The sequence below is a fragment of the Paraburkholderia mimosarum LMG 23256 = NBRC 106338 genome, from assembly GCF_000739815.1.
Taxonomy (GTDB): Bacteria; Pseudomonadota; Gammaproteobacteria; order Burkholderiales; family Burkholderiaceae; genus Paraburkholderia; species Paraburkholderia mimosarum.
The window spans coordinates 36654-57690 of record NZ_BBJJ01000043.1; the positions used below are offsets into that span (position 1 = coordinate 36654).

Here is a 21037-nt window from a genome sequence, read left to right on the forward strand (position 1 = left end):
ATCTTGCTTCGGACTCCGTGGTGATTAAAGCAGGCCTGCCTGACGCAGCAGCTTGCCCGCCTGGCTGTCGTCGCCTAGCTGCTGGATGGTCAGTGCGGGCGGCTTCAGCTGGTCGAACGGCTTGTTGATGGGATCGCTCGCCACGCCGGGCCGCAACGGATATTCGAAGCTGATGTGGTCCTGCGCCATGAGCTTCTGCGCGCGCTCGCTCACGAGGTAGGCGAGAAACTTCTGCGCGCCGTCCACGTTGTGCGCCGACTTCGTCGCTGCCGCGCCCGAGACGTTCACGAGCGCGCCCACGTCGCCATCGCCGAAGTGCGCCACGGCGCTGCGCGTCTTCTGGTCACCTAGCTCGGCGTGCAGGCGGGCCCAATAGTAATTGTTGATGATGCCCGTCGCCACGGCGCCGCGATTCACGGCGGCGACCACGCCTTCGTCGTCGTCGAAAATCTGCGCGTTGGTCTTCAGGCGCTTGAGCCATTCGAGCGTCGCCGCCTCACCCTTCATCGCGAGCACGGCGTCGACGACCGGCAGAAAGTCGGCGTCGCTCGGGGCGATGCCGACCTTGCCCTTCCATTCCGGCTTCGCGAGATCGAGAAGCGATTGCGGCAACTGCCCCGCTTGCACCTTGGCGGTGTTGTACGCAAGCACGTTCTCGCGCGCGGTCACGCCCACCCACTGTCCTTGCGGCGAGTTGTAGCGCGCGGGCACGACGGCGAGCGTGGCTTGCTGCACGGGCGAGAGCAGGCCCTTCTCCTCGAGCAGCATCAGCTCGGGCGAGTTCTCCGTGAAGTAGACGTCGGCGGGCGTCTTCGTGCCTTCGGCGACGAGTTGCGCCGCGAGTGCCGGGCCTTCGCCGCTGCGGATCTTCACGCCAATGCCCGTCTGTTGCTCGAAGTCCTTCGCGAGCTGGTTCACGACCTGCTCGTGCTGCGCGTTGTAGATCGTGATTGAGGCGGCGTGGGCGCCGGGCGGCAGCATGACGGCGATGGCGAGCGAGAATGCGGCGGCGCGCAGCGCGGCGCGCTTCGAGGAAAGTTTCATATTGATTAGAGATCCGATGTTATCGACCGATATCAAGCGCTGAACAGCTCCGCACCGATGAACGAGCCCGGCTTCGCACCCGGCGGGCACGCGAAGATCGCGCTGCCCACGTGCGTGGTGAACTGGTTCATCATGTCGAACTTCGCGAGGCGCTCGTTGATCGGAATGAAGCCCGTGCGCGGGTCGCTCTGGTGCGCGACGAAGATGAGGCCCGCGTCGTATTCGGTTTCCTGGCGCCACGGCGGCCACCGCTCGATATAGAAGTCCGTGCTGTCGTTGTACGAGTACGAGCGGCGCAGGATCTGCGCGCCGTTGTTCAATGCGCGGTTCGAGAGGCGCACGTGCGAGTTCTCGGGAATCAGCAGATTGCCGTCCTTGTCTTTCGCGTCGAGGTCGACGGTGTCGAACTCCTTCTTCATGCCGATGGGCGCGCCGCTGTACTTGTGGCGGCCGAACACCTGCTCCTGGAAACCGGGCTCCACCTGGTCCCAGTGCTCCAGCGTGATGCGGATGCGCCGCACCACCGTATAGGTGCCGCCCTGCATCCACGGCGCGTCGGCAGCGGTGGCCCAAACGAACTGGTTCATCGCTTTCGGATCCGCGGTCGGCGGATTGTTGGTGCCGTCCTTGAAGCCCATGAGATTGCGCGGCGTCTGCGCGCGCGGGCCCGAGAGAAAGCCCGCCTGGCCCCAACGCATCGTCAGGATTCCATAGCCTTGACGCGCGAGCTGGCGCACCGCGTGGAAGGCAACTTGCGCGTCGTTAGCGCAGGCCTGGACGAAGAGATCGCCGCCGGTTTTCTGCGCGATCAGCTGGTCGCCGTTGAAGCGCGGCAGATCGACGAGCGCGGCAGGGCGCTTGTGCGCGAGACCGTAGCGGTCCTTGTCCTGCGAGGTGAAGAGGCCGGGGCCGAAGCCGAACGTCACCGTGAGGCCGGCCGGGCCGAGGCCCAGCGCGTCGCCGGAGTCGGGCGCGGGATGATCTTCGCCCGTACCGTCGAGCGATGCCGCGGGCTGCGCCTGGCTCATGCGCGCGGCGGATTGCGTCCACTTGCGCAGCAGGTTGATGACGTCGTCGCGCGAGGTCGTCGTGAGGTCGAAGGCCGCGACATAGGTGTGCGCCTGCTGCGGCGTCACGATGCCGCCCTGGTGCTCGCCGTAGAACGGCTCGACGGCGAGCATCGGGTCGGCGGGCATGGCGGGCTGCTTCGCCTCGGCGGCCTGGGCGAGGCCGCTCGTGGCCGCGCCTGCGCCGAGGCTCGCCCCGAGTGCTGCGCCAGCTTTCAGGAAGCCGCGCCGCGCGGGGCGCGACGGGTTGTCGAGGGTATCGTCGGAGGACATGTTTATTGAGCCAGCACGAGAGTGTTCACGTCGTCTTCCACGTAGTAGAAGCCGTCGCCTGACGGGGTCAGCGCGATGCCGAACAGGTCGCCGTTGCCCGGCGGGCTTTGCGCCTTGTCGGTATCGAGCCAGCGCGCGTAAAGCTGTTTGGCCGCCACGGGGTCGATCTCGACGACCTGGCCGTTCAGCGCGTTCGTCACTAAAAGGTGACCCTGGGGCGTGGCGATCATGGCGAGCGGGCGGTGCAGCAGGCCGTCGGCGGTGAGCTGGCGGCCCACACCTGCACTCGTGTCGCGCGTGAGCGGATCTTCGATCACGTTGATGCGGTTGCCGATCGCGTCGGACACGTAGAGCAGCTTGTTGTCCGTCGAAAGCGCGAGGCCGGTGGGGCCGACGAGGAATACGCCCTTGTCTGCCTGCGCGCCAAAGCCGCTCGCCACCACGGTTTCTCTCTTTACGACCGGCGCCTGGCCGCCCGGGATGTCGAGATCGAGGCGCAGCACCGTCGCCTGCTTGAACACAGGCGGGTTGCCATCCGCGCCGCTCACGCCGAAGCCGGCATTGCTCACGAACAGCGTGGCATGGTCGCCGTTGTCCAGCACGGCCATGTTGCCCCATGGATCGTTGATATTCGGACTGCTGATGGTCTTCGCAATCCTGCCGTTGCTGTCGAGCACGATCAGGCAGCCGGCGCCCTTGGTGCTGGTCGTGCCGTCGTTGCTCGGCGTGCTGCCTACGATGATCCAGCCCGACTTGAGCATCGTCATCGCAGTCGAGAGACCCACGCCGCCGGGGCATTTCTTGAGATCGCGTGGGATGGTCGCGAACAGCGTCATCTGCTTCGTGTCCGGGCGATAGTCGACGATCGTGCTGCCGGTGCCCTGGAGGTTCGACGCGTTGTTGAAGTTGTCCACCAGCACGTCGCCTTGCTTCACTGTGCCGGACGAGACCGGCGCCACGACGATCGCATACGGGTTCTGGTCGCCGTTGTCGGGTACGGTGTTGATGAGCGTGGTGTGGTGCTTGACGGTCTCGAGCAGGCCCTGCGGGTCAGCGTGGGCCGCGAGCGGCGCGCCGGCGAGCGCGGCTGCGGCGGCAAGCGCGAGTGCGGACCGGACGGCGTGGACCGTGCATCGCAGGAGCGTGCGCGTAGCATGTTTCATTCTGGATCTCCGTGCCTCGCGAATCCGGCGCGCCGGCCGGCGGAAATACGCGAGGACTTGGGGTGGATATGGACCGGTAGCGCTTGCCCGGGTTAAAACGTGATGTTGGTCCGCACGCCGATCACGAACGTGTTGCGCAGCGGCGCCGTCGGGTCTTGCGGGTTCTGGCCTGCGCCCGCGTTGAACGTGTACTGCGCGTCGGCCTGGAGAATCCACCACGGCGTGACCTGGTACTGATAGGTGGCTTCGAGTGCCGTTTCCTGCGTGCGCACGCCGTATGGGCCACCGCTAAAGAATCGCTGATCGAGGTCGAGGTTGTGCACGTTGTTGCCAACCTTGATGTACGTGGCGGCAAGGCCCACGCTGTCGTTGTCGCGGCCCTTGAACGGCGCCTTCATGACGATGCCGAGGTTGGCCGCGAGGCTCACCAGATTGCGGTCGCCGGGCGCGCCCATCACGCGCGCGAACACGCCGATGCTGCGCGGTTCGTCCGGATCGGGACGCCAGATCATCTGGTCGGCCACCGCGTAGACGCTGTAATTGCCGCGATGGGTCGCCGCAATGCCGGTCGAGGCCGGATTCGCGAGCGAAAGGCCGGTGTTGTCGTGGCGCTGGTCGTCGAACGGGTTGTTGTTGTACCAGAAGCCAATCTTGTAGGTGCCCGGCAGGCCGCGACCGTCGGCGCTCACGAGCTCGCCTTCGGACGGCTGGTTGATGGCGTACTGCAGCTCGCCAATCCACAACGTGCCGTTGCGAAGATTGAGGTTCGTACCACTAAGGTTATTCGGGTCGTTGCCGAGCGGGTCGCCAGCGAACACGCCCGCGAGCGCGGTGAGCGATGGCGTGATCTGCCCGCGCACGCGCACGCCGAGACCCGCGAGCGGATAGGCCGGCCCGCCCGAGGGCATGTCGTACGAAGGCAGCGCGGGCCAGCCGAACATCGTGTTGATGAAGAGCGCCGCATACTGGCTCGTGATGAATTCCTGGTCGAGACTCTGCTGACCGATCTTCACGTCAAGGCGCTTGTCGAGGAACGATTGCTGGTACCACAGCTCCCAGAGGCGCGTGGTGGGCGTGGCTTCGATGCCGCTCGCCGTGTTCAGCGTGCCGAGGTTCGACGTGCTCAGGTTGGTGCCGTGAATCTGCAGGCCGCTCACGTTGAAGAGACCTCCCGGAATGCCGAGCGCCTTGCTCGTATCGACCTGCACGGTCGCGGTCGTGAGGCCGTCATATGCGCCGCCAGTCTTGAGGCCGCCGCGCAGGTTGGCGAGGTATTCGCTCGTCTCCGTGAGCTGAAAGGTCACGCCGTATTTGCCGAGCCACGGCCGCAGTCCGCCCATGTCGCCGAGCATGGTCTGGCGAGTCCAGAAGCCGGTCCAGAAGTTCGACGGCTGCGCCTGGATGGCGAGATCGGCCTCGGGCGCTTCAGGGGCGGCGTCGGGATTCGCAGTGCTTTGCGCATGCGCCGCACCGCAGGCGAATGTCGCGCTGGCGGCGAGCGCCGCGATGGCGTGCAACGCCGGCGCACGCCGCGGCGCCGGACGGCGGCGCGCCGCACTGCGCGAGCAGGCCGGCGAAGTGACCTGGACGGATCGGCTCAATTTCATCGGATTCCTTACTTATTGAAATGAATGCTAGATCGGTCGCGCTGGCGTTTGTTATTCGCGAATCGCTGAATACCCGAGATCCCAGACGGCGCCATCGTACTGATAGAAAATGCGATCGTCAACAAAAACGAGAATGATTCGCAATCGCCTTACGTGGTGCGGCGATATTCTTTCATATCGCTTTCTTTGCTGAGGTTTGCCATTACAGATAGTCAGTCCCACCGAATCGATCAGATGGCCGGACTCGCTTATCATCAAAGGCGGGAGCGTATGCACATCAATCATTTCGTCAACAAGAAGAGCCCATGACCGACCTCACGACTCGCCAGGAACTCGATCTGGACGCGTACTTCGCCCGCATCGGTTATGACGGTCCGCGCGCCGCGACACTCGCCGTGCTGCGCGAACTGCACCGGTTGCACCCGCTCGCCATTCCTTTCGAGAATCTCGATCCGCTGGCGGGGCGGCGCGTGTCGATCAAGCTCCCGGACATCGTCGCGAAGCTCGTGACGCGGCGTCGCGGCGGCTACTGCTTCGAGCACAACACGTTGCTTGCGCACGCGCTCATGCAATTGGGCTTTACGGTGACACCGCTCGCCGCACGTGTGCTGTACGGACGTGAACCGCAAGCGCGTACGCCGCGCACGCATATGCTGCTGCGCGTGGAGGCGCAAGGCGACGCGTGGCTCGTCGACGTGGGCTTCGGCGCCGCGACGCTGCGCGCACCGCTTTCGTTCTCGACCGACGCGCCACAGCCAACGCCGCATGAACCGGCGCGGCTCGTGACGTTGTCGGCGAACGAGCGCAAGTTGCAGTTGCACGATGGCGACGAATGGATCGACCTTTACCGCTTCGAATTGACGCCTGCCGAGTGGGTCGATTACGAAATGGCGAACTGGTACACGTCCGCTTCGCCCGATTCGTTCTTCACGTTCAGCGTGATCGCGTGTATTGCGCGCGAAGGCGGTCGGGTGATCCTGTTCAACGAGCGCTTTACCGAGCGCGACGCCCAGGGCCGCGTAAGCGAGGAACGTACGATCGCCAATGGCGAGGAACTCGCGCAATGCTTGCGTGAGCGCTTCGGCATCGACTGCGCGCGTGGCGATGCGGCGCAGCGCCTGGACGCCGACGCGCTCTTCGCACGCATGTCGACGCATATGGAGAAGCGATAAGCGCGAGCGAGCGCAAGCAGTCGCGCACCGTGCGAAGCGCACACTGCGCCGCCGCGCAAGGAGGGCATCATGACTGAGCCGCAGATGACCAAACCGCTGATGACGAAGCTGATCGTGAAAATCGTGATCTGGTTCGGGCTGATGGGCGTGTTGCTCTTCGGTTCCGCGGGCACGATCGCGTGGACGGCGGCTTGGCTCTGGCTGCTCGAGTGGGCCGCTTGCGGCGTGTGGATCGGCTTGTGGCTCGCGCGCGAGGATCCCGGCTTGCTGGCCGAGCGCCTCGCGCCGCTTGCGCAACGCGAGCAGCAGGCGTGGGACCGCGTGTTCATGCTGTGCGTGTCCGTGGGGTTTTGCGCGTGGCTTTGCCTGATGGGCATCGACGCCGTGCGCATGAGCTGGTCGCGCGTGCCGCTGTGGCTAAGCGTGCTGGGCGCCGTCGCCATCTTCGTCGATATCTATGCGACGCGTGCGGTCTTCGCGGCGAACCGCTATGCGGCGCCGGTCGTAAAGATCCAGCGCGAGCGCGGACATACGGTCAGCGACAGCGGCCCATATGGCTACGTGCGCCATCCGATGTATGGCTTCGCGCTGCTCTTTCTCGTTGGCACGCCGCTCATGCTCGGATCGTGGTGGGGGCTCGCGTGCGTGCCGTTCATGGTCGTGGGCCTCGGCTATCGCGCCGTGCGCGAGGAAGAGACGCTCGCGGAGAACCTGCCCGGATACCGCGCGTATCTGGACCGCGTGCGTTACCGCTTCGTGCCGGGCGTGTGGTAGTGCGCAGCTATGGCGTGGCCGGTGCGGCCAGGGCGTCGGCGTAACGGCGATAAAGCCAGGCGAGCGCCGTGGTGGTGAGCAGCGCGAACACGATATTGCCGATGCTCTGGCCGATCGCGAGCGCCGTGAGCCAGCCGGGCTTCTGCACGATCGCAGGGGAAACGCCTGCGAGGCCCATGACGATCAATACGAGCAGGCCGCACACGGCAACCGGCAGCGCGGCGACGAATATCACGCCAAAGAGGCTCCAGAAGTGACCGCGGCTATCGCGCCAGGCGGCGCCGAAGGCAATCGGGCTGCCGATCGCGAGTGCCGGAAAAAGCAGCGAAAGGCGCACGGCCACGAACACCCAGGCCGCGATGACCACGAGCATGAGAAACGCCGCGCCGCCCTGGTATTGAGGCCGCAGCACGAACCAGAGCGTGAGCGCGAACCCGATGAGCGCGACCGCCAGAATGAGGCCGACCGCGAATATGCGCAGGAACGGCCTCGCTCGCGCCGGCATGAGCGGCGTGGTGCGCTCGCCCAGCAGCACGAAGCGCGAGATCTTGAGCGTGAACCAGAGGTAGATCAGTGAATTCAGAAGCGAAGCGAGATTGCCGAGCGCGATGAGCGCGCCCGAGGGAGCCACGCCCTCGGCCGGCACGGGCCGCCCGGCGAGCCCGAACCAGCCGAGCACCGCGTAGGCGATGAAGGTGCCCACGACGAGCAGCGGCATTTGCACGGCGGCCTGCCAGGCGCTCGCCCACGCGCGCTTGACGCATTCCATGAAGGTCATCTGTTGCATGGACTTTTGACACGGATAACAGAGAGCCTACAGTCTAACGCGGCACGCCGGAAACGAAGGTGCGCCTGCCGCCAGGTTCCGTTCGCTTTTACGCCTGGTTGACGGCGAACAGCGTGAGGTTCATGAAGACCTTGAACGCGAAGCCGAGCGAGACGGCCGCGCCGGCGCCCGCACACCAGAGAAGTACGAACCAGAGCCAGCCAGGGAAGGCTCGGCTGGAGCGACTCGAGCGGCGAAGGCGCCCGCGCTTCGCATTAGTGGTAGTGATGGGTGTCGCCATGACGCACTTTCCCTCTGAAAACCCAGTAGCTGAGCGCCGTGTACGCGAGGATGACGGGCAGAATGAACGCCGCGCCCGCTAGCGTGAACACCTGGCTTTCGCGCGGCGCGGCCGCTTCCCAGAGCGTGAGGCTTTGCGGAATCGCATAGGGCCACAGGCTCACGAGCAGGCCCGCGTAGCCGAGCAGCACGAGGCCGATGGCCGCGATGAACGGCGTCTTGTGATGGCGCGCGTGCACGGCCCAGCGCATCCATGCGGCGCACGCGAGCACGAGCAGCGGCACCGGCGCGAGCCGCCAGAAGAGACCCGAGCCGAACCAGCGTTCTGCGATCGCCGGGTCCTGCAGCGGCGTCCACAGGCTGACGAGCGCGATGAAGCCGAGCAGCATGACCGTGAGCGGCCACACGAGCTTGTGCAGGCGGCGTTGCAGGTCGCCCTCGGTTTTCGCCACCAGCCAGCAGCAGCCGAGCAGTGCATAGGTCGCGACGAGCCCGAAGCCCGAGAGCAGGCTGAACGGCGTGAGCCAGCCGAAGGCGTCGCCGGCGAAGCGGCCGTCGTCGATCGGAATGCCTTGCAGGAAGGCGCCGAGCGCGATGCCCTGGAAAAACGCCGCCCCCGTGGAGCCGCCGATGAACGCGAGATCCCACAGATGTTTCGTACGATTGGCCTTGGCGCGAACCTCGAACGACACGCCGCGGAAGATCAGGCACGCGAGCATGAAAACGAGCGGCAGGTAGAGCGCGGAGAGCACGGTCGAGTAGACGACCGGGAACACGGCGAAGAGCCCCGCGCCGCCGAGCACGAGCCAGGTCTCGTTGCCGTCCCAGACGGGTGCGACCGTGTTCATCATGAGGTCGCGTTCCTCCTCGTCGGGGAACAGCGGAAACACGATGCCGATGCCGAGGTCGAAGCCGTCCAGCACCACATAGAGAAGAACGCCGAGCGCGATGATCGCGGCCCAGATGACGGTGACATCCATTTGCTTGCTAGCCTCGTAACGATGAATGCGGGGAGCCTCAGCGTCGATCAGCTGATCGGCGGCGGACATGGGGCGGCGTGCTGCCTGATTCGCGGCGAGCGCCGGGCGGGCAAGGCGCGGTTCATGCGGCTCGTGCGGCTCGTGCGGCGTCTCGCCGGGCAGCGCAGGGCCGGTGCGAAGGAGCTTGAGCAGGTAGTAAATGCCCGTGCCGAACACGAGGAAATAGACGGCCACGAACGCCATCAGCGAAACGCCCACCTGTTGCGCCGTGAGCGGCGACACCGCTTGCGCCGTGCGCATCACGCCATAGATCACCCAGGGCTGGCGGCCGGCTTCGGTCGTGACCCAGCCCGCGAGCAGCGTGATGAAGCCGGTCGGCCCCATCGCGAGTGCGAAGCGCTGGAAACCGCGCGATTCGTAGAGCGTGCCGCGGCGGCGCAGCACCCAGCCGGTCACGCCGAGCGCGATCATCAGGATACCTAAGCCAACCATGACACGGAAGCTCCAGAACAGGATCAGCGAATTGGGCCGCTCGTCGGCGGGAAACGATTTGAGGCCCTTGATCTCGCCGTCCCAGCTGTGCGTGAGGATCAGGCTGCCCAGGTGCGGAACGGAAACCGCGTAGCGCGTCGTTTCCGCCTGCATGTCGGGAATGCCGAAGAGGTTGAGCGCAGTGCCGCCCTGTTCGGTGTCCCACAGTCCTTCGATCGCGGCGATTTTCGCGGGCTGATATTCGCGCGTGTTCAGGCCGTGCGCATCGCCGACGAAGGCCTGCACCGGCGCGAGCACGAGCAGGAGGCCGAGCGCCATCGAAAACATCTTCTTGATGGCGGGGTCACGCCGGCCCTTTAGCAGGTGCCACGCGCCGCTCGCGGCCACGACGAGCGCGGCCACGATGAACGCGGCGATCGCCATGTGCGCGAGACGGTACGGAAACGACGGATTGAAGATGATCTTGAACCAGTCAGTCGGCACGACCCGGCCGTCGATGATTTCGAAGCCTTGTGGCGTTTGCATCCAGCTATTCGAGGCGAGAATCCAGAATGTGGAGATGAGCGTGCCGACGGCGACCATCAGCGTCGCGCCGAAGTGGGCACGCGGGCTCACGCGGTTCCAGCCGAACAGCATGATGCCGAGGAAGCCCGCTTCGAGAAAGAACGCGGTCATGACCTCGTACATGAGCAGCGGCCCGGTGACGGGGCCCGCGAACGACGAGAATCCCGCCCAGTTCGTGCCGAACTCGTAGCTCATGACGACGCCGGAAACGACGCCCATCCCGAAGGCGACGGCGAAGACCTTCGACCAGAAGAGGCAAAGGTCCTTGTAGAACGGCTGGCGCGTTCTGAGCCAGCAGCCTTCGAGCACGGCGATGAAGCTCGCAAGACCGATGGAGAGCGCCGGAAAGACGATATGGAACGAGACGGTGAAGGCGAACTGCAGCCGGGCCAGGTCGAAGGCGGAAAGTGACGTGTGCATGTGCGTGCCTGTTGCTTACGTACCGGAGTAACGCTGGTGAAATCTTCGCGAGGCGCCTTTAGCGGGGCGCGGCTCTGCGTGCGATGGACGTAAGCCTAGGGGAACCGTGGCGATTCTGCTGCACTGCGACGTGTGCCAGCATGTCGCACTGGTCAAGCTCGATGAAACTAAAACATGCGCTAACGCATTGATAACGATCAATTTAGATTAAACGTTCATTGCGCTGAGGGGCGGCAGAAGGGTGGCTCGCTGCGTCAATAGACCGCGCGGTGGAGCGGGGTGCGTCGATGGGCCTCGGCGTGCGGCGCCAGGCTATCGTGTGGGAATTCAGGCGCGCCTTGCCGCGCGAGCGCTGCGAACGCGGCAAGGAAAGATAAGGAATCCGATTGAAATCGAGGCGTCAGCGCGGATCGCTCCACAGCTTGCCGGCCGTCGCCCAGTTTTCCGGCTTCACGTCGTGAAAGACGATGTCGACGGATTGCGGCTCGACGCCGAGCACCTTGCAGGTCGTCTCGGTCAACGCCGCGGCGAGCTGGCGTTTTTGCTCGACGCTGCGGCCTTCGAACATCTCGATATGGAAAGTCGGCATGGGGGTCTCCGTGGCAAGGTTGGCATGGCGATGAAAAAAGAGGCCTCAGTCGCGATACGACGAATCGATGCGATCGAGTTTGCGCAGGAGCGCTGGCCATTCGAGCGCGCCTTCGACGGCGCCGCCGTCGCGCAACTGCTCCGCTGCGCGTTCGGCGACCCCGGCCGGCGGCACGACGAGCGGCACGCCGCCGGCCTGCGCCTGCAGCTGGATTTCGCAGGCCTTGATGAGCGTCGCCATCAGCACATAGGCCTCGGCCACCGTGCGGCCGGTCGTGAGCGTGCCGTGATTGCGCAGCAGCATGGCCGGGTGCGCGCCGAGGCTCTCCGTGAGGCGCGCAGCTTCGGCGGGCGTGAAGGCGAGGCCTTCGTAGTCGTGCCACGCAAGCTGGCGGTAAAAGCGCAGCGCGTGCTGCGAGGCCGGCAGCAGGCCGTCGCGCTGGATCGATACCGCGATGCCCGCCGTATTGTGCAGATGCATCACGCATACGGCGTCGGGCCGCGCGAGATGCACCGCGGCGTGCAGCGCGAAGCCGGTCGCGTTCACGGGGTGCTCGCTCTTGCCGACAATGCGCCCTTCGGTGTCGATCTTCACGAGATTCGAGGCGCGCACTTCGTCGAAGGCGAGTCCGAAGGGATTGATGAGAAAACGGCCGGGCTCGCCGGGCACCGCAGCCGAGACGTGCGTATAGATGAGGTCGTCCCAGCCGTTGAGCGCGATGAGGCGGTAAGCGGCGGCGAGATCGATGCGCAACTGCTGCTCGGCGGCCGAGCGGGGCGCGGTTTCGGCGCAGGTGCTCGTCGGGCGATGGGCGAAAGACATGGCGACTCCTTCAGCGGGCGATGGGCGTTTCAGATGGCCTCAGTGGCGCGCGCATGGGCCGCGAGCGGCGCGACGCGGCTTGCGCGCACCAGCTTGCCAGCACGAACGGCGCGCTCAGCGCGGGCAGTCCGCAGCGCACGGCGGCCAGATGCAGAGCCGCAGCGAGCATGGTCGCACAGATCGCGGCGCGTGCGCCGAGCGCGCAGAGCGCGAGTGCGGCGAGCGCGCCGTTGAAGCCCGCGAGACCCGCGCCGACGGCGTCCGGCGTCGTGCCGCAAGCGAGTTCGACGACGCTTGCGAGCGCCGCGCCGCAGAGCGCATAAGCCGCCGCGCGCCGCGACGACCACGCGATCCCCGCAAACACGCACAGACCGGCCGCCGCGCCCGAGGCGAACGTGGTTTGCGCGAGGCCGCTCAATGCGCCGGCTGCGGCGTGCGTAGCGAGCACGAGCAGCGTGCCATCCGGGGCGGACAGTGCAGCGGCGTTCGCTGCAGCGGTGGTTACCGGGCCGGGATGCAGCGGCAGCCAGATCCAGGTCGCAACGAGGCAGGGCGCGGAATAGAGCGCGAGCCGCACGCGCAGGAGGTGCCGGCTCAGCGGCTCGGCGATCCACGCAGTCGCGCCGCCCGCCATGAGCGCGATGGCCGCCGCCGTGCCCGCATCGCCGACGAAGGTGTACGCCGCGAGCGCGGCAAGCGCGCCGTTGTAGCCCGCGAGGCCGTCGCGGATCGACGCTTGCGCGTGGCCCGCCACGAGCGCGCAGACGTTGGCCGCGGCGGCGCCGAGCAGCGCGGCCAGGGCGAGCTGCAAGTCGGTGAGCGCGAGCGCCGCGAGCAGGCACGCGCCCGTTCCCGCATGCGCTTGCAGCACGACCTGGCCCAGGCTGCGCAACAGCGCGCCCGAAGCGCTGCCGGCGGCGTCGGCCGGTTGCGCTGATGCGATGGTGCCGGAATCGGCGGGAGAACGGGCGGGCATCGCGAACGCGTGGCTTGCGGGTATGGGTGGATAAGGCCGGATCCTGAGCCGTCGAGGCGCGCGCGGACGGCCGGAGTGGCGATCATAGGCGATGCAGGCGGTCTCGGGCATGCTCGCAGGTTGATAGTCGATATTTTTCGCGCGGGCCATGCGGGTGGCCACGCCGTATTCGCTTCGCGAGCACCCGCGTTACGATACGCAAGCGGCGATGACTGTTACCACAGCTCCGCATGGGGCCGGAGAAGGGCTTTGCACCCACTCCGCCGAACAGGAGGCGAGCAATGCGTGAAGTGCGTTGGGCATCCGAGACGGGCGAGGGCATCGAGCACCTGGCGTTCGATGCGAACTACGGCCCGAAGTCTGGCGAGAAAGGCGCCACGATCCGTGCCGAAAGCGTGGTCGCAGGCGAGCGCTACGGCAAGTCCTATGGCCTGTGCTACGCGATCGAGTGCGATGCGCGCTGGCGCGTGCGCTGGGCCGCGCTGCGCGTGATGGGCGGCCGCTCGCTCGTGCTTCACGGCGACGGCGAGGGTCACTGGCAAGACGGCGAGGGGCGCGTGCTGCACGCGCTCGAAGGCTGCATCGACATCGATATCGCCGCGACGCCGTTCACGAACACGCTGCCCATCCGGCGCCTCGGCCTCGCACGCGGCGAGCGACAGCCGATCCGCGTCGTGTACATCGCCGCGCCCGAACTGGAGCCGAGGCCCGTCGAGCAGGCGTACGTCTGCATCGAGCGCGACCGGGAATACCGTTACGAGGGCATTTTCCGCGACTTCACGGCGAATCTGCGTGTGGACGAAGACGGCCTCGTCATCGACTATCCCACGCTGTTCCGGCGCTTGCCGTTGCCGCAGCGGTAGGGCCGGGCCAGGAGAAACGAAAGACGCAAAACGTCAAGCCGCGGCGCCTGTGCTCTTGCCGAACAGCAACTGCTCGATCAGCGTGTTGTCGATGGTCTCGTTGTTGAGCGTGCGCGCGAGCAGTTCGCCTGCGAGCAGTTGCGGCGAAAACACCATGTCGGGTTGCAGAAGGCGCAGCCGCTGCAGGTTGCGGCTGTCGTTCACGAGAGCCACGGTGCGTACCTTCGGCGCGATCTCCTTGATCGCGAGTATCACGAAGGCGTTTTCCGCGTCGTCCGAGCGCAGCGCGAGCGCGGCGAGCGCCGTCTCTGCGCCCGCGTTGTGCAGCGTGGCGGTGTCGCTCGCATCGCCGACGATGAGGTCCGCCTCGTTCGGATAAGTGTGGGGACTATTGGGCGCGACGATCACGGTTGCCGAATAGCCGCGCTTGAGGAGCCCCGCGTACACGCTATGCGCGAGCGGCGACGCGCCGACGATCAGATAGTGGTTCTTGCGGGTCACGTTGGAAATCCCTCCTTTCACGATGCGTTTCAGATGCCCGCCGATCACGGGCCCGATCACGGCGCTGATCGAGGTCGCGAACACGGTGATGCCCAGCACGATGACCGAAGCCGTGAACAGCCGCGCGGTGTCCGAGTGCGGCACGATATCGCCGTAGCCGACCGTGGACATCGACACGATCGAGAAATAAAACGCAGTGACGAGGTTGCGGATGGGCGGTGCGAAGTCGTCGCCGAGATACAGCGCGCCGAACACCGCGTAGACGATCAACGAGCCGATGCTCAGGAATGCGAACAAGGAGCCCGCGGCGACGCTCGCGCGATCGAAACGGCGCCAGTAATAGATGAGCGCGCAGGCGATTGCAAGCGAGAAGGCGGCGAGCGCGTGGCTGCGATAGTCGCCCCATAGGCAAATGCTGGCCGCGCCGGCTAGCAGCACCAGCGAGAGCACCCACGCCACGCGGGCCCGCAGCGCGATGCCGAATGACATCATCGTGAGGCCGGTGGCGGCCAGCGCCTGCGGCAGGGCGAGCACGCCGAACGCGTTGATGAGCGTGATCCAGTCGTCGAACCAGTTGCCGCGCGCGTGTTCGAGCGCCTTCCGTGCGACGGGGCGCACCAGCAACAGGCCGTCCAGTACCATCAGCAAGGCCAGGTAGCCGTGCGGCACGACTCCTCTGGCGTAGCCGCGCAGGCGGCGTGCGAACGCCTTCATTGCGGCGATTGCTGGACCTGTCGCTGGTCTTGTCCGGCATCGGCCGCTTGCGTCTGCACGATGTGCAGCTCGCGCGTGCGCAGCGGCAGTGAGCATTGCGCGTCATTGAGCGTCTGACGCACCTTGCGGGAAAGCTCCCAGCGCATTTCCCAGAACGTGTCGATGTTCGACCACACGCGGACATTGAGCACGGCGATGCTGTCGTCGAAGCGGATCACCATCACCTGCGGCGCGGGCGAAGCCAGCACGCGCGGGTCGGCGGCGGCCAGCGCGCGCAGCGCGTCGATCGCGTGGTTCACGTCGTCGCGCACCGACACTTCCACTTCGAGGTCGAGCCGCCGCGTGGGATTGCGGCTGTAATTGCGGATCGAATTGCTCCACAGCGCGCCGTTCGGCACGTATTCGCAGATGCCGTCGGGTTTCGTGAGGCGCGTGGTGAAGAGATTCACTTCCTCGACGGTGCCCGCGACGACGCCGCTCCCGCCGCCGCCGTCGATATAGTCGCCCACCCTGAAGGGCCGCAGCAGCAACAGCATGATGCCGGCCGCGATGTTCTGGAGCGTGCCTTGCAGCGCGAGGCCGATGGCGAGACCGGCCGCGCCGAGCACCGCGACGATGCTGGCGGTCTGGATGCCGATCTGCGAGAGCGCGCCGATCACGGCGATGAGGCGCACGCCCCACACGGCCGTATCGCGCACGATGGGGCGCAGCGTGGGGTCGATGCCGCCGCCGCGCCGCGCGATCCAGTTGGCCACGCGCCGCGAGACCCACCAGCCGATCCACAGGATCGCGGCGGCCGCGCACAGGCGCAGCGCGAGCGCGGCGAGCGCGTCCCACAGGAAGCTCCAGTTCGACGGGTGTACCTGGACGAGGAGGGATTGCATGGGTGAAAAGTCCTTGTCTTCGGAGCAGCGGCGCGAGGCCCGGCTCCGTTGCGAAAGGACGTATTGTACGAGCGGCGTTTCACTTGCGGCGCGCGCGCGCCCGAACGCCGGGCGTTTTCGGGCGCTGTGTCAGCCGCTGTGTCAGCCTTTGGGCGGTGCGTCCGCGCCTTGCCCGAGCGTGCGCTGCATGAGCGCCGTGTCGCGCCACTCGCCGTGCTTGAAGCCGACGCCGCGCAGCGTGCCGGTCAGCACGAAGCCGTGGCGCTCGTGCAACTTCAGCGAGCCGCCGCGCGGGTCGGCGACCACGGCGATCATCTGCCGCCACTGGCCCGCCTCGCAGCGATCGATCAGCGCGCCGAGGAGCGTGTGTCCGAGACCGCGTCCGCGAAAGGCCTCGTCGATGTAGATCGAATCTTCGACCGTGAAGCGGTACGCCGGGCGCGGCCGGTAAGGCGTGGCGTAGCAGTAGCCCGCCACGCGGCCGTCGATCTCCGCGACGAGCCAGGGCAGGCCGTGTTCGCGCACGGCGGCATGACGGCGCAGGAGTTCGTCGAGCGAGGGCGGTGTTTCCTCGAACGAGGCCGCGCCGTGCAGCACGTGGTGCGCGTAGATCGCGGCGATGGCGGGAAAGTCGTCTGTGGTGGCGTCGCGCACATGCGCTGGCGCGGCGGAGTGTGGGTTCATCGGTTCGAGCAAGACGCGAAGGAGAGTGGCAACTCGCACTATGCCCCGCCCTGGCGCGCTTTTGAAGCGCGCCAAAAAACAGGCGGCTCGCAAGTCGTCAAACCGTCGTCATGCGCGCTGGGTCTGCGTGCCGTTGCGGGACGGGGAGGCGGCCGTTGCGCGCCCGAAGCGTCGCGCCCCTGCCACGCACGCGATCACGACCGCGGTGACGGCGATCATCGCGGGCGGCACGGTTTCGTGCAGCAGCAGCGCGGCGAGCACGAAGCCGAAGAGTGGCTGCAGCAGTTGCAATTGCCCGACGCCCGCGATTCCGCCGAGCGCGAGCCCGCGATACCAGAACACGAAGCCGATCAGCATGCTGAAGAGCGACACATAGGCGAGCCCCCACCACGAGGTGGCGCCCACGGCGGCGAGCGATGCGGGCCACAGCCACCACGCGAGCGGCGCCATGACGGGCAGCGAGATCACGAGCGCCCAGCAGATCACCTGCCAGCCGCCCAGGCGCCGCGAGAGGCGCGCGCCTTCCGCATAGCCGAGCCCGCAGACGACGATCGCAGCGAGCATCAGCGCGTCGCCCAGCGGGGAGGCGTCGATGCCGTGGCGCATCGCGAAGGCCACCACGGCCGCGCTGCCCGCCGCGGAAAAGAGCCAGAACGCGGCCTGCGGACGCTCGCCGCCGCGCAGCACACCGAACACGGCCGTGGCGAGCGGCAGCAAGCCGACGAACACGATGGCGTGAGCCGAACTCACGTGTTGAAGCGCGAGGGCGGTGAGGAGCGGAAAACCCACGACCACGCCGAGCGCAACGATGACGAGCGGCCCGACCTCGGCACGTGCGGGCCGCGCCGCGCGAAGCGCAAGAAGCAGCAGCGCGCCGAGCACGCCCGCGATGGTGGCGCGCGCCCCGGTGATAAAGAGCGGGTCGAGGCCGAGCACGGCGAGCCGCGTGGCGGGCAGCGAGCCGCTGAAGATGAGGACGCCGGCGAGGCCGCAGAGCCAGCCGTCGGTGGTGGAGTCGAGCGTTTTGCGCATGAGTGCTGAGCCGGAAAAGGCAACGGGAACCAGCATCGATGATGCGCGCCTCGCCGGTAGAAGGTAAGCTACAGATCAGTACAATTCGTCCGATCTGTATTGAACATGGAGCAGTACAGATGAATGGCAAAACGGCGGTGGAACCCGTGCCCATGACGCGCGTCGAGCAGGTGATGCACGCGCTGCGCGAGCGCGTTGCCGCGCGAGCGCTGGCGGCGGGCGCGCGCGTGCCGTCCATCCGCGCGATGGGCGAGCAGCTTGGCGTATCGAATTCGACGGTGGTGGACGCCTATGAGCGCCTCGTCGCCGAAGGCGTGCTCGTCGCGCGGCGCGGGGCGGGGTTTTTCGTGGCCGGGCACGCGCCGCCGCTCGCGCTTGCCGCGCTCGGGCCGCAGCTCGACCGCGAGATCGACCCGCTCTGGCTCACGCGCCAGTCGCTCGAGACCGAGCCTGGCGCGCTGCGGCCCGGCTGCGGGTGGCTGCCCGCCTCGTGGCTGCCGCAGGACGCCGTGCGGCGCGCACTGCGCGCCATCGCGCGCGATCCGCGGGCGCAACTCACGGATTACGCTTCGCCGCTTGGCCTGTCCGCGCTGCGCCAGCAGCTCTCCTGGCGGCTTGGCCAGCACGGCGTAGAGGCCGCGCCCGAGCAGATCGTGCTGACCGACGGCGGCACCCAGGCGCTCGACCTCGTGTGCCGCTTTCTGCTGGAGCCGGGCGACACCGTGCTGGTGGACGACCCGTGCTATTTCAATTTCCAGGCCTTGCTGCGCGCGCACCGCGTGCGCGTGGTCGGCGTGCCGTACACGCCAGCGGGACCGGATCTCGCCGCGTTCGAGCGCACGCTGACCGAATCGCGACCGCGCCTCTACGTCACGAATTCGGCGATCCACAACCCGACCGGCGCGGTGCTCGCACCCGCTGTCGCGCATCGGCTGCTCAAGCTCGCGGAGGAGCACGACCTGCTGATCGTCGAGGACGACATCTTCGCCGACTTCGAGATCGAGCCCGCGCCGCGTCTCGCGGCCTTCGACGGGCTCGCGCGCGTCGTCACGATCGGCAGTTTCTCGAAGACGATGTCGGCCGCGGCGCGCTGCGGCTTCATTGCGGCGCGCGCGGACTGGATCGAGCCGCTCGTGGATCTCAAGCTGGCGGTTTCGTTCGGCAATGGGGAGATGGCGGCCGAGCTGGTGCACCGGCTGCTCGTGGACGGCACGTACCGGCGGCACATGGACGGCCTGCGCGCGAAGCTGGCCGATGCCATGGGCGAGACGCTGCGGCGGCTTTCGGCGGCGGGCCTGACCGCGTGGACGCGACCCCAGGCGGGACTCTTCGTGTGGGCACAGCTGCCGGACGGGCTCGACGCCGCCCGCATCGCGCGCGAGGCGCTGGCGGACGGCGTGGTGCTCGCGCCCGGCAATGTGTTCAGCGTGTCGCGCGGCGCGGGCGCGTTTCTGCGTTTCAACGTTTCGCAGTGCAATCGACCGAAAGTCTATGAGACGTTGCAGCGTGCGATGGAGCGCGCGGCGCAGCCGGCGTGAGACACCGGCTGCGCGAGCGCCGGATCACGGCTCGTGGCGCAGATACCCTTCCTTGCCCGGATCGCGCATGCGGCACGACACCACGAGCGCGACCGCGCAGAGTGCCGTGACGTACCAGTAGAACGTGGTCTCGCTGCCGACCGACTTGAACCACAGCGCGACGTACTCGGCCGAGCCGCCGAACAGCGCGTTGGCGACCGCATAAGAGAGGCCGACGCCCATCGCGCGCACTTCGGGCGGGAACATCTCGGCTTTGATGAGGCCGCTGATCGACGTGTAGAAACTGACGATGGCAAGCGCGACGATGATCAGCACGAACGCGGCCACCGGGCTCGAGACGTCCTTGAGCGCGTGCATGATCGGCACGGTGGCGAGCACCGAAAGCGAACCAAAGAGGATCATCGACGTGCGGCGGCCGATCTTGTCGGAGAGCGCGCCGAACACCGGTTGCATCAGCATGTAGACGAACAGCGCGCAGGTCATCACGTTGCTGGCGGTTTTCGCGTGCATGCCGGCCGTGTTGACCAGGTACTTCTGCATGTAGGTCGTGAACGTGTAGAAGATCAGCGAGCCGCCCGCCGTGAACCCGACCACCGTGAAGAACGCGACCTTGTGCTGCCACACGCCGCGGATCGTGCCCGCGTCGCGCTTGCGGCGCGACTCGCTCGTCGAGGTTTCGTCGAGCGACTTGCGCAGGTAGAGCGAGACCAGCGCGGCGCACGCGCCGACCACGAACGGAATGCGCCAGCCCCACGCTTTCAGCTCTTCAGTGGAGAGCGTCTGCTGCAGGATCACGAGCACGAGGAGCGCGCAGAGTTGCCCGCCGATCAGCGTGACGTACTGGAACGAGGCGAAAAAGCCGCGTCGGCCCTTGAGCGCGACTTCGCTCATATAGGTCGCGCTGGTGCCGTACTCGCCGCCCACCGAGAGCCCCTGAAAGAGGCGCGCGACCAGAAGCAGCAGCGGGGCCAGTGCGCCGATCTGCGCGTAGGTGGGCAGCGCGGCGATCACGAGCGAGCCGCCGCACATCATGAGCACCGAGATCATCATCGCGGCGCGGCGGCCGTGGCGGTCGGCGATGCGGCCGAACAGCCAGCCGCCGATCGGTCGCATGAGAAAGCCGGCGGCGAATACGCCGGCGGTGTTCAGGAGTTGCGTGGTGGTGTTGCCGCTCGGGAAGAAGGCGGGTGCGAAATACAGCGCGCAGAACGAGTAAATGTAGAAGTCGAACCACTCGACGAGATTGCCCGACGAGGCGCCGACGATGGCGAAAACGCGTCGCCTCGTATCTTGCGCGGATAGCGTGGCTTGGTCGCTCTGGACGTCCATGGGGGAGTGTTTCCTTTGTGTGTTTTTTTGTGGGGAGCGACGGGGGGGCGTGGCCGCCGCGCGAGCACGAACGCGCGCCGCCGGTGCCGGTGCGCGATGCCTCGCGCATTTTAGCTAACTGTAAGTGTGTGTGGGGTGCGCGTCAGGGAAAGCGCTGAGGAGTTGTCTTTGTCGTGGTTCTTTGCTTTTTTGGCCTTCCTTGTGTTCGCGTCGGTATGCAAGCGTTGCCCCTGTGCGGGGCGGCACTGTAGTGGTCAAGCCTCTTTGGACACCAACAAGGGGGCTCTTCAATAATTCGAATTTTCGTATCGCACCGGCGGCAGATTGTTCGCTGCCGAATGGATGCGACGGTAGTTGTAGAAGTCAGCGATGTAGCCCGTGATATCACGTTGGGCCTGTTCGTGACTACCGTACTCCTGCTCGCCAATCCATTCGCTCTTCAGGCTCCGGAAGAAGCGCTCGACCACCGCGTTGTCCCAACAA

General features: G+C 66.7%; 20 protein-coding genes and 1 pseudogene. 4 read left to right on the top strand and 17 right to left on the bottom strand.

Annotated features, from left to right (window positions below):
* Positions 1-24: 24 nt before the first annotated feature.
* The 4 genes from BMI01S_RS25290 to BMI01S_RS25305 form a co-directional block, all read right to left on the bottom strand.
* Positions 25-1044 (bottom strand): iron ABC transporter substrate-binding protein, encoded by a 1020-nt coding sequence (locus tag BMI01S_RS25290; protein WP_028231882.1) that lies wholly within the window; start codon positions 1042-1044, stop codon positions 25-27.
* Between the two features lie 32 nt (positions 1045-1076).
* Positions 1077-2384: an iron uptake transporter deferrochelatase/peroxidase subunit gene (efeB, locus tag BMI01S_RS25295; RefSeq protein WP_028231881.1), complete on the bottom strand. Its 1308-nt coding sequence runs from the start codon at positions 2382-2384 to the stop codon at positions 1077-1079.
* A gap of 2 nt (positions 2385-2386) precedes the next feature.
* Positions 2387-3547, bottom strand: coding sequence for an NHL repeat-containing protein (locus tag BMI01S_RS25300; RefSeq protein WP_042290943.1), 1161 nt, complete (start codon positions 3545-3547; stop codon positions 2387-2389).
* A 92-nt stretch (positions 3548-3639) separates the two neighbouring features.
* Positions 3640-5154: a carbohydrate porin gene (locus tag BMI01S_RS25305; RefSeq protein ID WP_028231880.1), complete on the bottom strand. Its 1515-nt coding sequence runs from the start codon at positions 5152-5154 to the stop codon at positions 3640-3642.
* Positions 5155-5459: 305 nt separating this feature from the next.
* Between BMI01S_RS25305 and BMI01S_RS25310 the strand changes: the two genes are divergently transcribed.
* The gene (locus BMI01S_RS25310; RefSeq protein WP_028231879.1) at positions 5460-6326 is read left to right on the top strand and encodes an arylamine N-acetyltransferase family protein; all 867 of its coding nucleotides are present in this window, start codon (positions 5460-5462) and stop codon (positions 6324-6326) included.
* A gap of 96 nt (positions 6327-6422) precedes the next feature.
* On the top strand, positions 6423-7100 hold the full coding sequence (locus BMI01S_RS25315) for a methyltransferase family protein (RefSeq protein ID WP_028214160.1): 678 nt from the start codon (positions 6423-6425) through the stop codon (positions 7098-7100).
* Between the two features lie 7 nt (positions 7101-7107).
* Here BMI01S_RS25315 and BMI01S_RS25320 read toward each other — a convergent pair whose 3' ends face one another.
* From BMI01S_RS25320 to BMI01S_RS25345, 7 genes and pseudogenes are all read right to left on the bottom strand, one after another.
* Positions 7108-7887 (bottom strand): hypothetical protein, encoded by a 780-nt coding sequence (locus BMI01S_RS25320; RefSeq protein ID WP_154671344.1) that lies wholly within the window; start codon positions 7885-7887, stop codon positions 7108-7110.
* 88 nt (positions 7888-7975) lie between these two features.
* The gene (locus BMI01S_RS25325; RefSeq protein ID WP_028231878.1) at positions 7976-8167 is read right to left on the bottom strand and encodes a hypothetical protein; all 192 of its coding nucleotides are present in this window, start codon (positions 8165-8167) and stop codon (positions 7976-7978) included.
* Positions 8142-9146: a cytochrome d ubiquinol oxidase subunit II gene (cydB, locus tag BMI01S_RS42040; protein WP_167334433.1), complete on the bottom strand. Its 1005-nt coding sequence runs from the start codon at positions 9144-9146 to the stop codon at positions 8142-8144. Before cydB ends, BMI01S_RS25325 begins: the two co-directional genes overlap by 26 nt.
* Positions 9147-9185: 39 nt before the next feature.
* A pseudogene (locus BMI01S_RS42045) lies at positions 9186-10622 on the bottom strand (cytochrome ubiquinol oxidase subunit I); the annotation flags it as partial.
* Positions 10623-11022: 400 nt separating this feature from the next.
* A complete protein-coding gene (locus tag BMI01S_RS25335; protein ID WP_028214165.1) occupies positions 11023-11211 on the bottom strand; it encodes a 4-oxalocrotonate tautomerase in 189 nt (62 codons plus the stop codon).
* 45 nt (positions 11212-11256) lie between these two features.
* Positions 11257-12033, bottom strand: coding sequence for a class II aldolase/adducin family protein (locus BMI01S_RS25340; RefSeq protein WP_028214166.1), 777 nt, complete (start codon positions 12031-12033; stop codon positions 11257-11259).
* A 10-nt stretch (positions 12034-12043) separates the two neighbouring features.
* Positions 12044-13009, bottom strand: a complete 966-nt coding sequence (locus tag BMI01S_RS25345) for an urea transporter (RefSeq protein ID WP_063619613.1) — start codon at positions 13007-13009, stop codon at positions 12044-12046.
* Between the two features lie 281 nt (positions 13010-13290).
* Here BMI01S_RS25345 and BMI01S_RS25350 point away from each other — a divergent pair, with 281 nt between their 5' ends.
* Positions 13291-13872 (top strand): putative glycolipid-binding domain-containing protein, encoded by a 582-nt coding sequence (locus BMI01S_RS25350; RefSeq protein ID WP_028214167.1) that lies wholly within the window; start codon positions 13291-13293, stop codon positions 13870-13872.
* A gap of 33 nt (positions 13873-13905) precedes the next feature.
* Here the strand turns inward: BMI01S_RS25350 and kch are convergent, their stop codons facing one another.
* The 4 genes from kch to BMI01S_RS25370 form a co-directional block, all read right to left on the bottom strand.
* Complete coding sequence (gene kch, locus BMI01S_RS25355; protein ID WP_028231877.1) at positions 13906-15087, bottom strand: voltage-gated potassium channel protein; 1182 nt, start codon at positions 15085-15087, stop codon at positions 13906-13908.
* Positions 15084-15971, bottom strand: a complete 888-nt coding sequence (locus BMI01S_RS25360; protein WP_028231876.1) for a mechanosensitive ion channel family protein — start codon at positions 15969-15971, stop codon at positions 15084-15086. The genes kch and BMI01S_RS25360 overlap by 4 nt, the downstream gene beginning before the upstream one ends.
* A gap of 141 nt (positions 15972-16112) precedes the next feature.
* A complete protein-coding gene (locus tag BMI01S_RS25365; protein ID WP_028231875.1) occupies positions 16113-16655 on the bottom strand; it encodes a GNAT family N-acetyltransferase in 543 nt (180 codons plus the stop codon).
* A gap of 108 nt (positions 16656-16763) precedes the next feature.
* The gene (locus BMI01S_RS25370; RefSeq protein WP_255217823.1) at positions 16764-17723 is read right to left on the bottom strand and encodes a DMT family transporter; all 960 of its coding nucleotides are present in this window, start codon (positions 17721-17723) and stop codon (positions 16764-16766) included.
* 83 nt (positions 17724-17806) lie between these two features.
* On the opposite strand from BMI01S_RS25370, the gene BMI01S_RS25375 reads away from it, so the two are divergent.
* Positions 17807-19225 (top strand): aminotransferase-like domain-containing protein, encoded by a 1419-nt coding sequence (locus BMI01S_RS25375; RefSeq protein ID WP_028231873.1) that lies wholly within the window; start codon positions 17807-17809, stop codon positions 19223-19225.
* 24 nt (positions 19226-19249) lie between these two features.
* Here BMI01S_RS25375 and BMI01S_RS25380 read toward each other — a convergent pair whose 3' ends face one another.
* Complete coding sequence (locus BMI01S_RS25380; protein ID WP_028231872.1) at positions 19250-20554, bottom strand: MFS family transporter; 1305 nt, start codon at positions 20552-20554, stop codon at positions 19250-19252.
* A gap of 287 nt (positions 20555-20841) precedes the next feature.
* Positions 20842-21037, bottom strand: a 196-nt coding sequence (locus tag BMI01S_RS25385; protein WP_042290951.1) for an integrase core domain-containing protein, incomplete at its 5' end; no start/stop codon positions are given.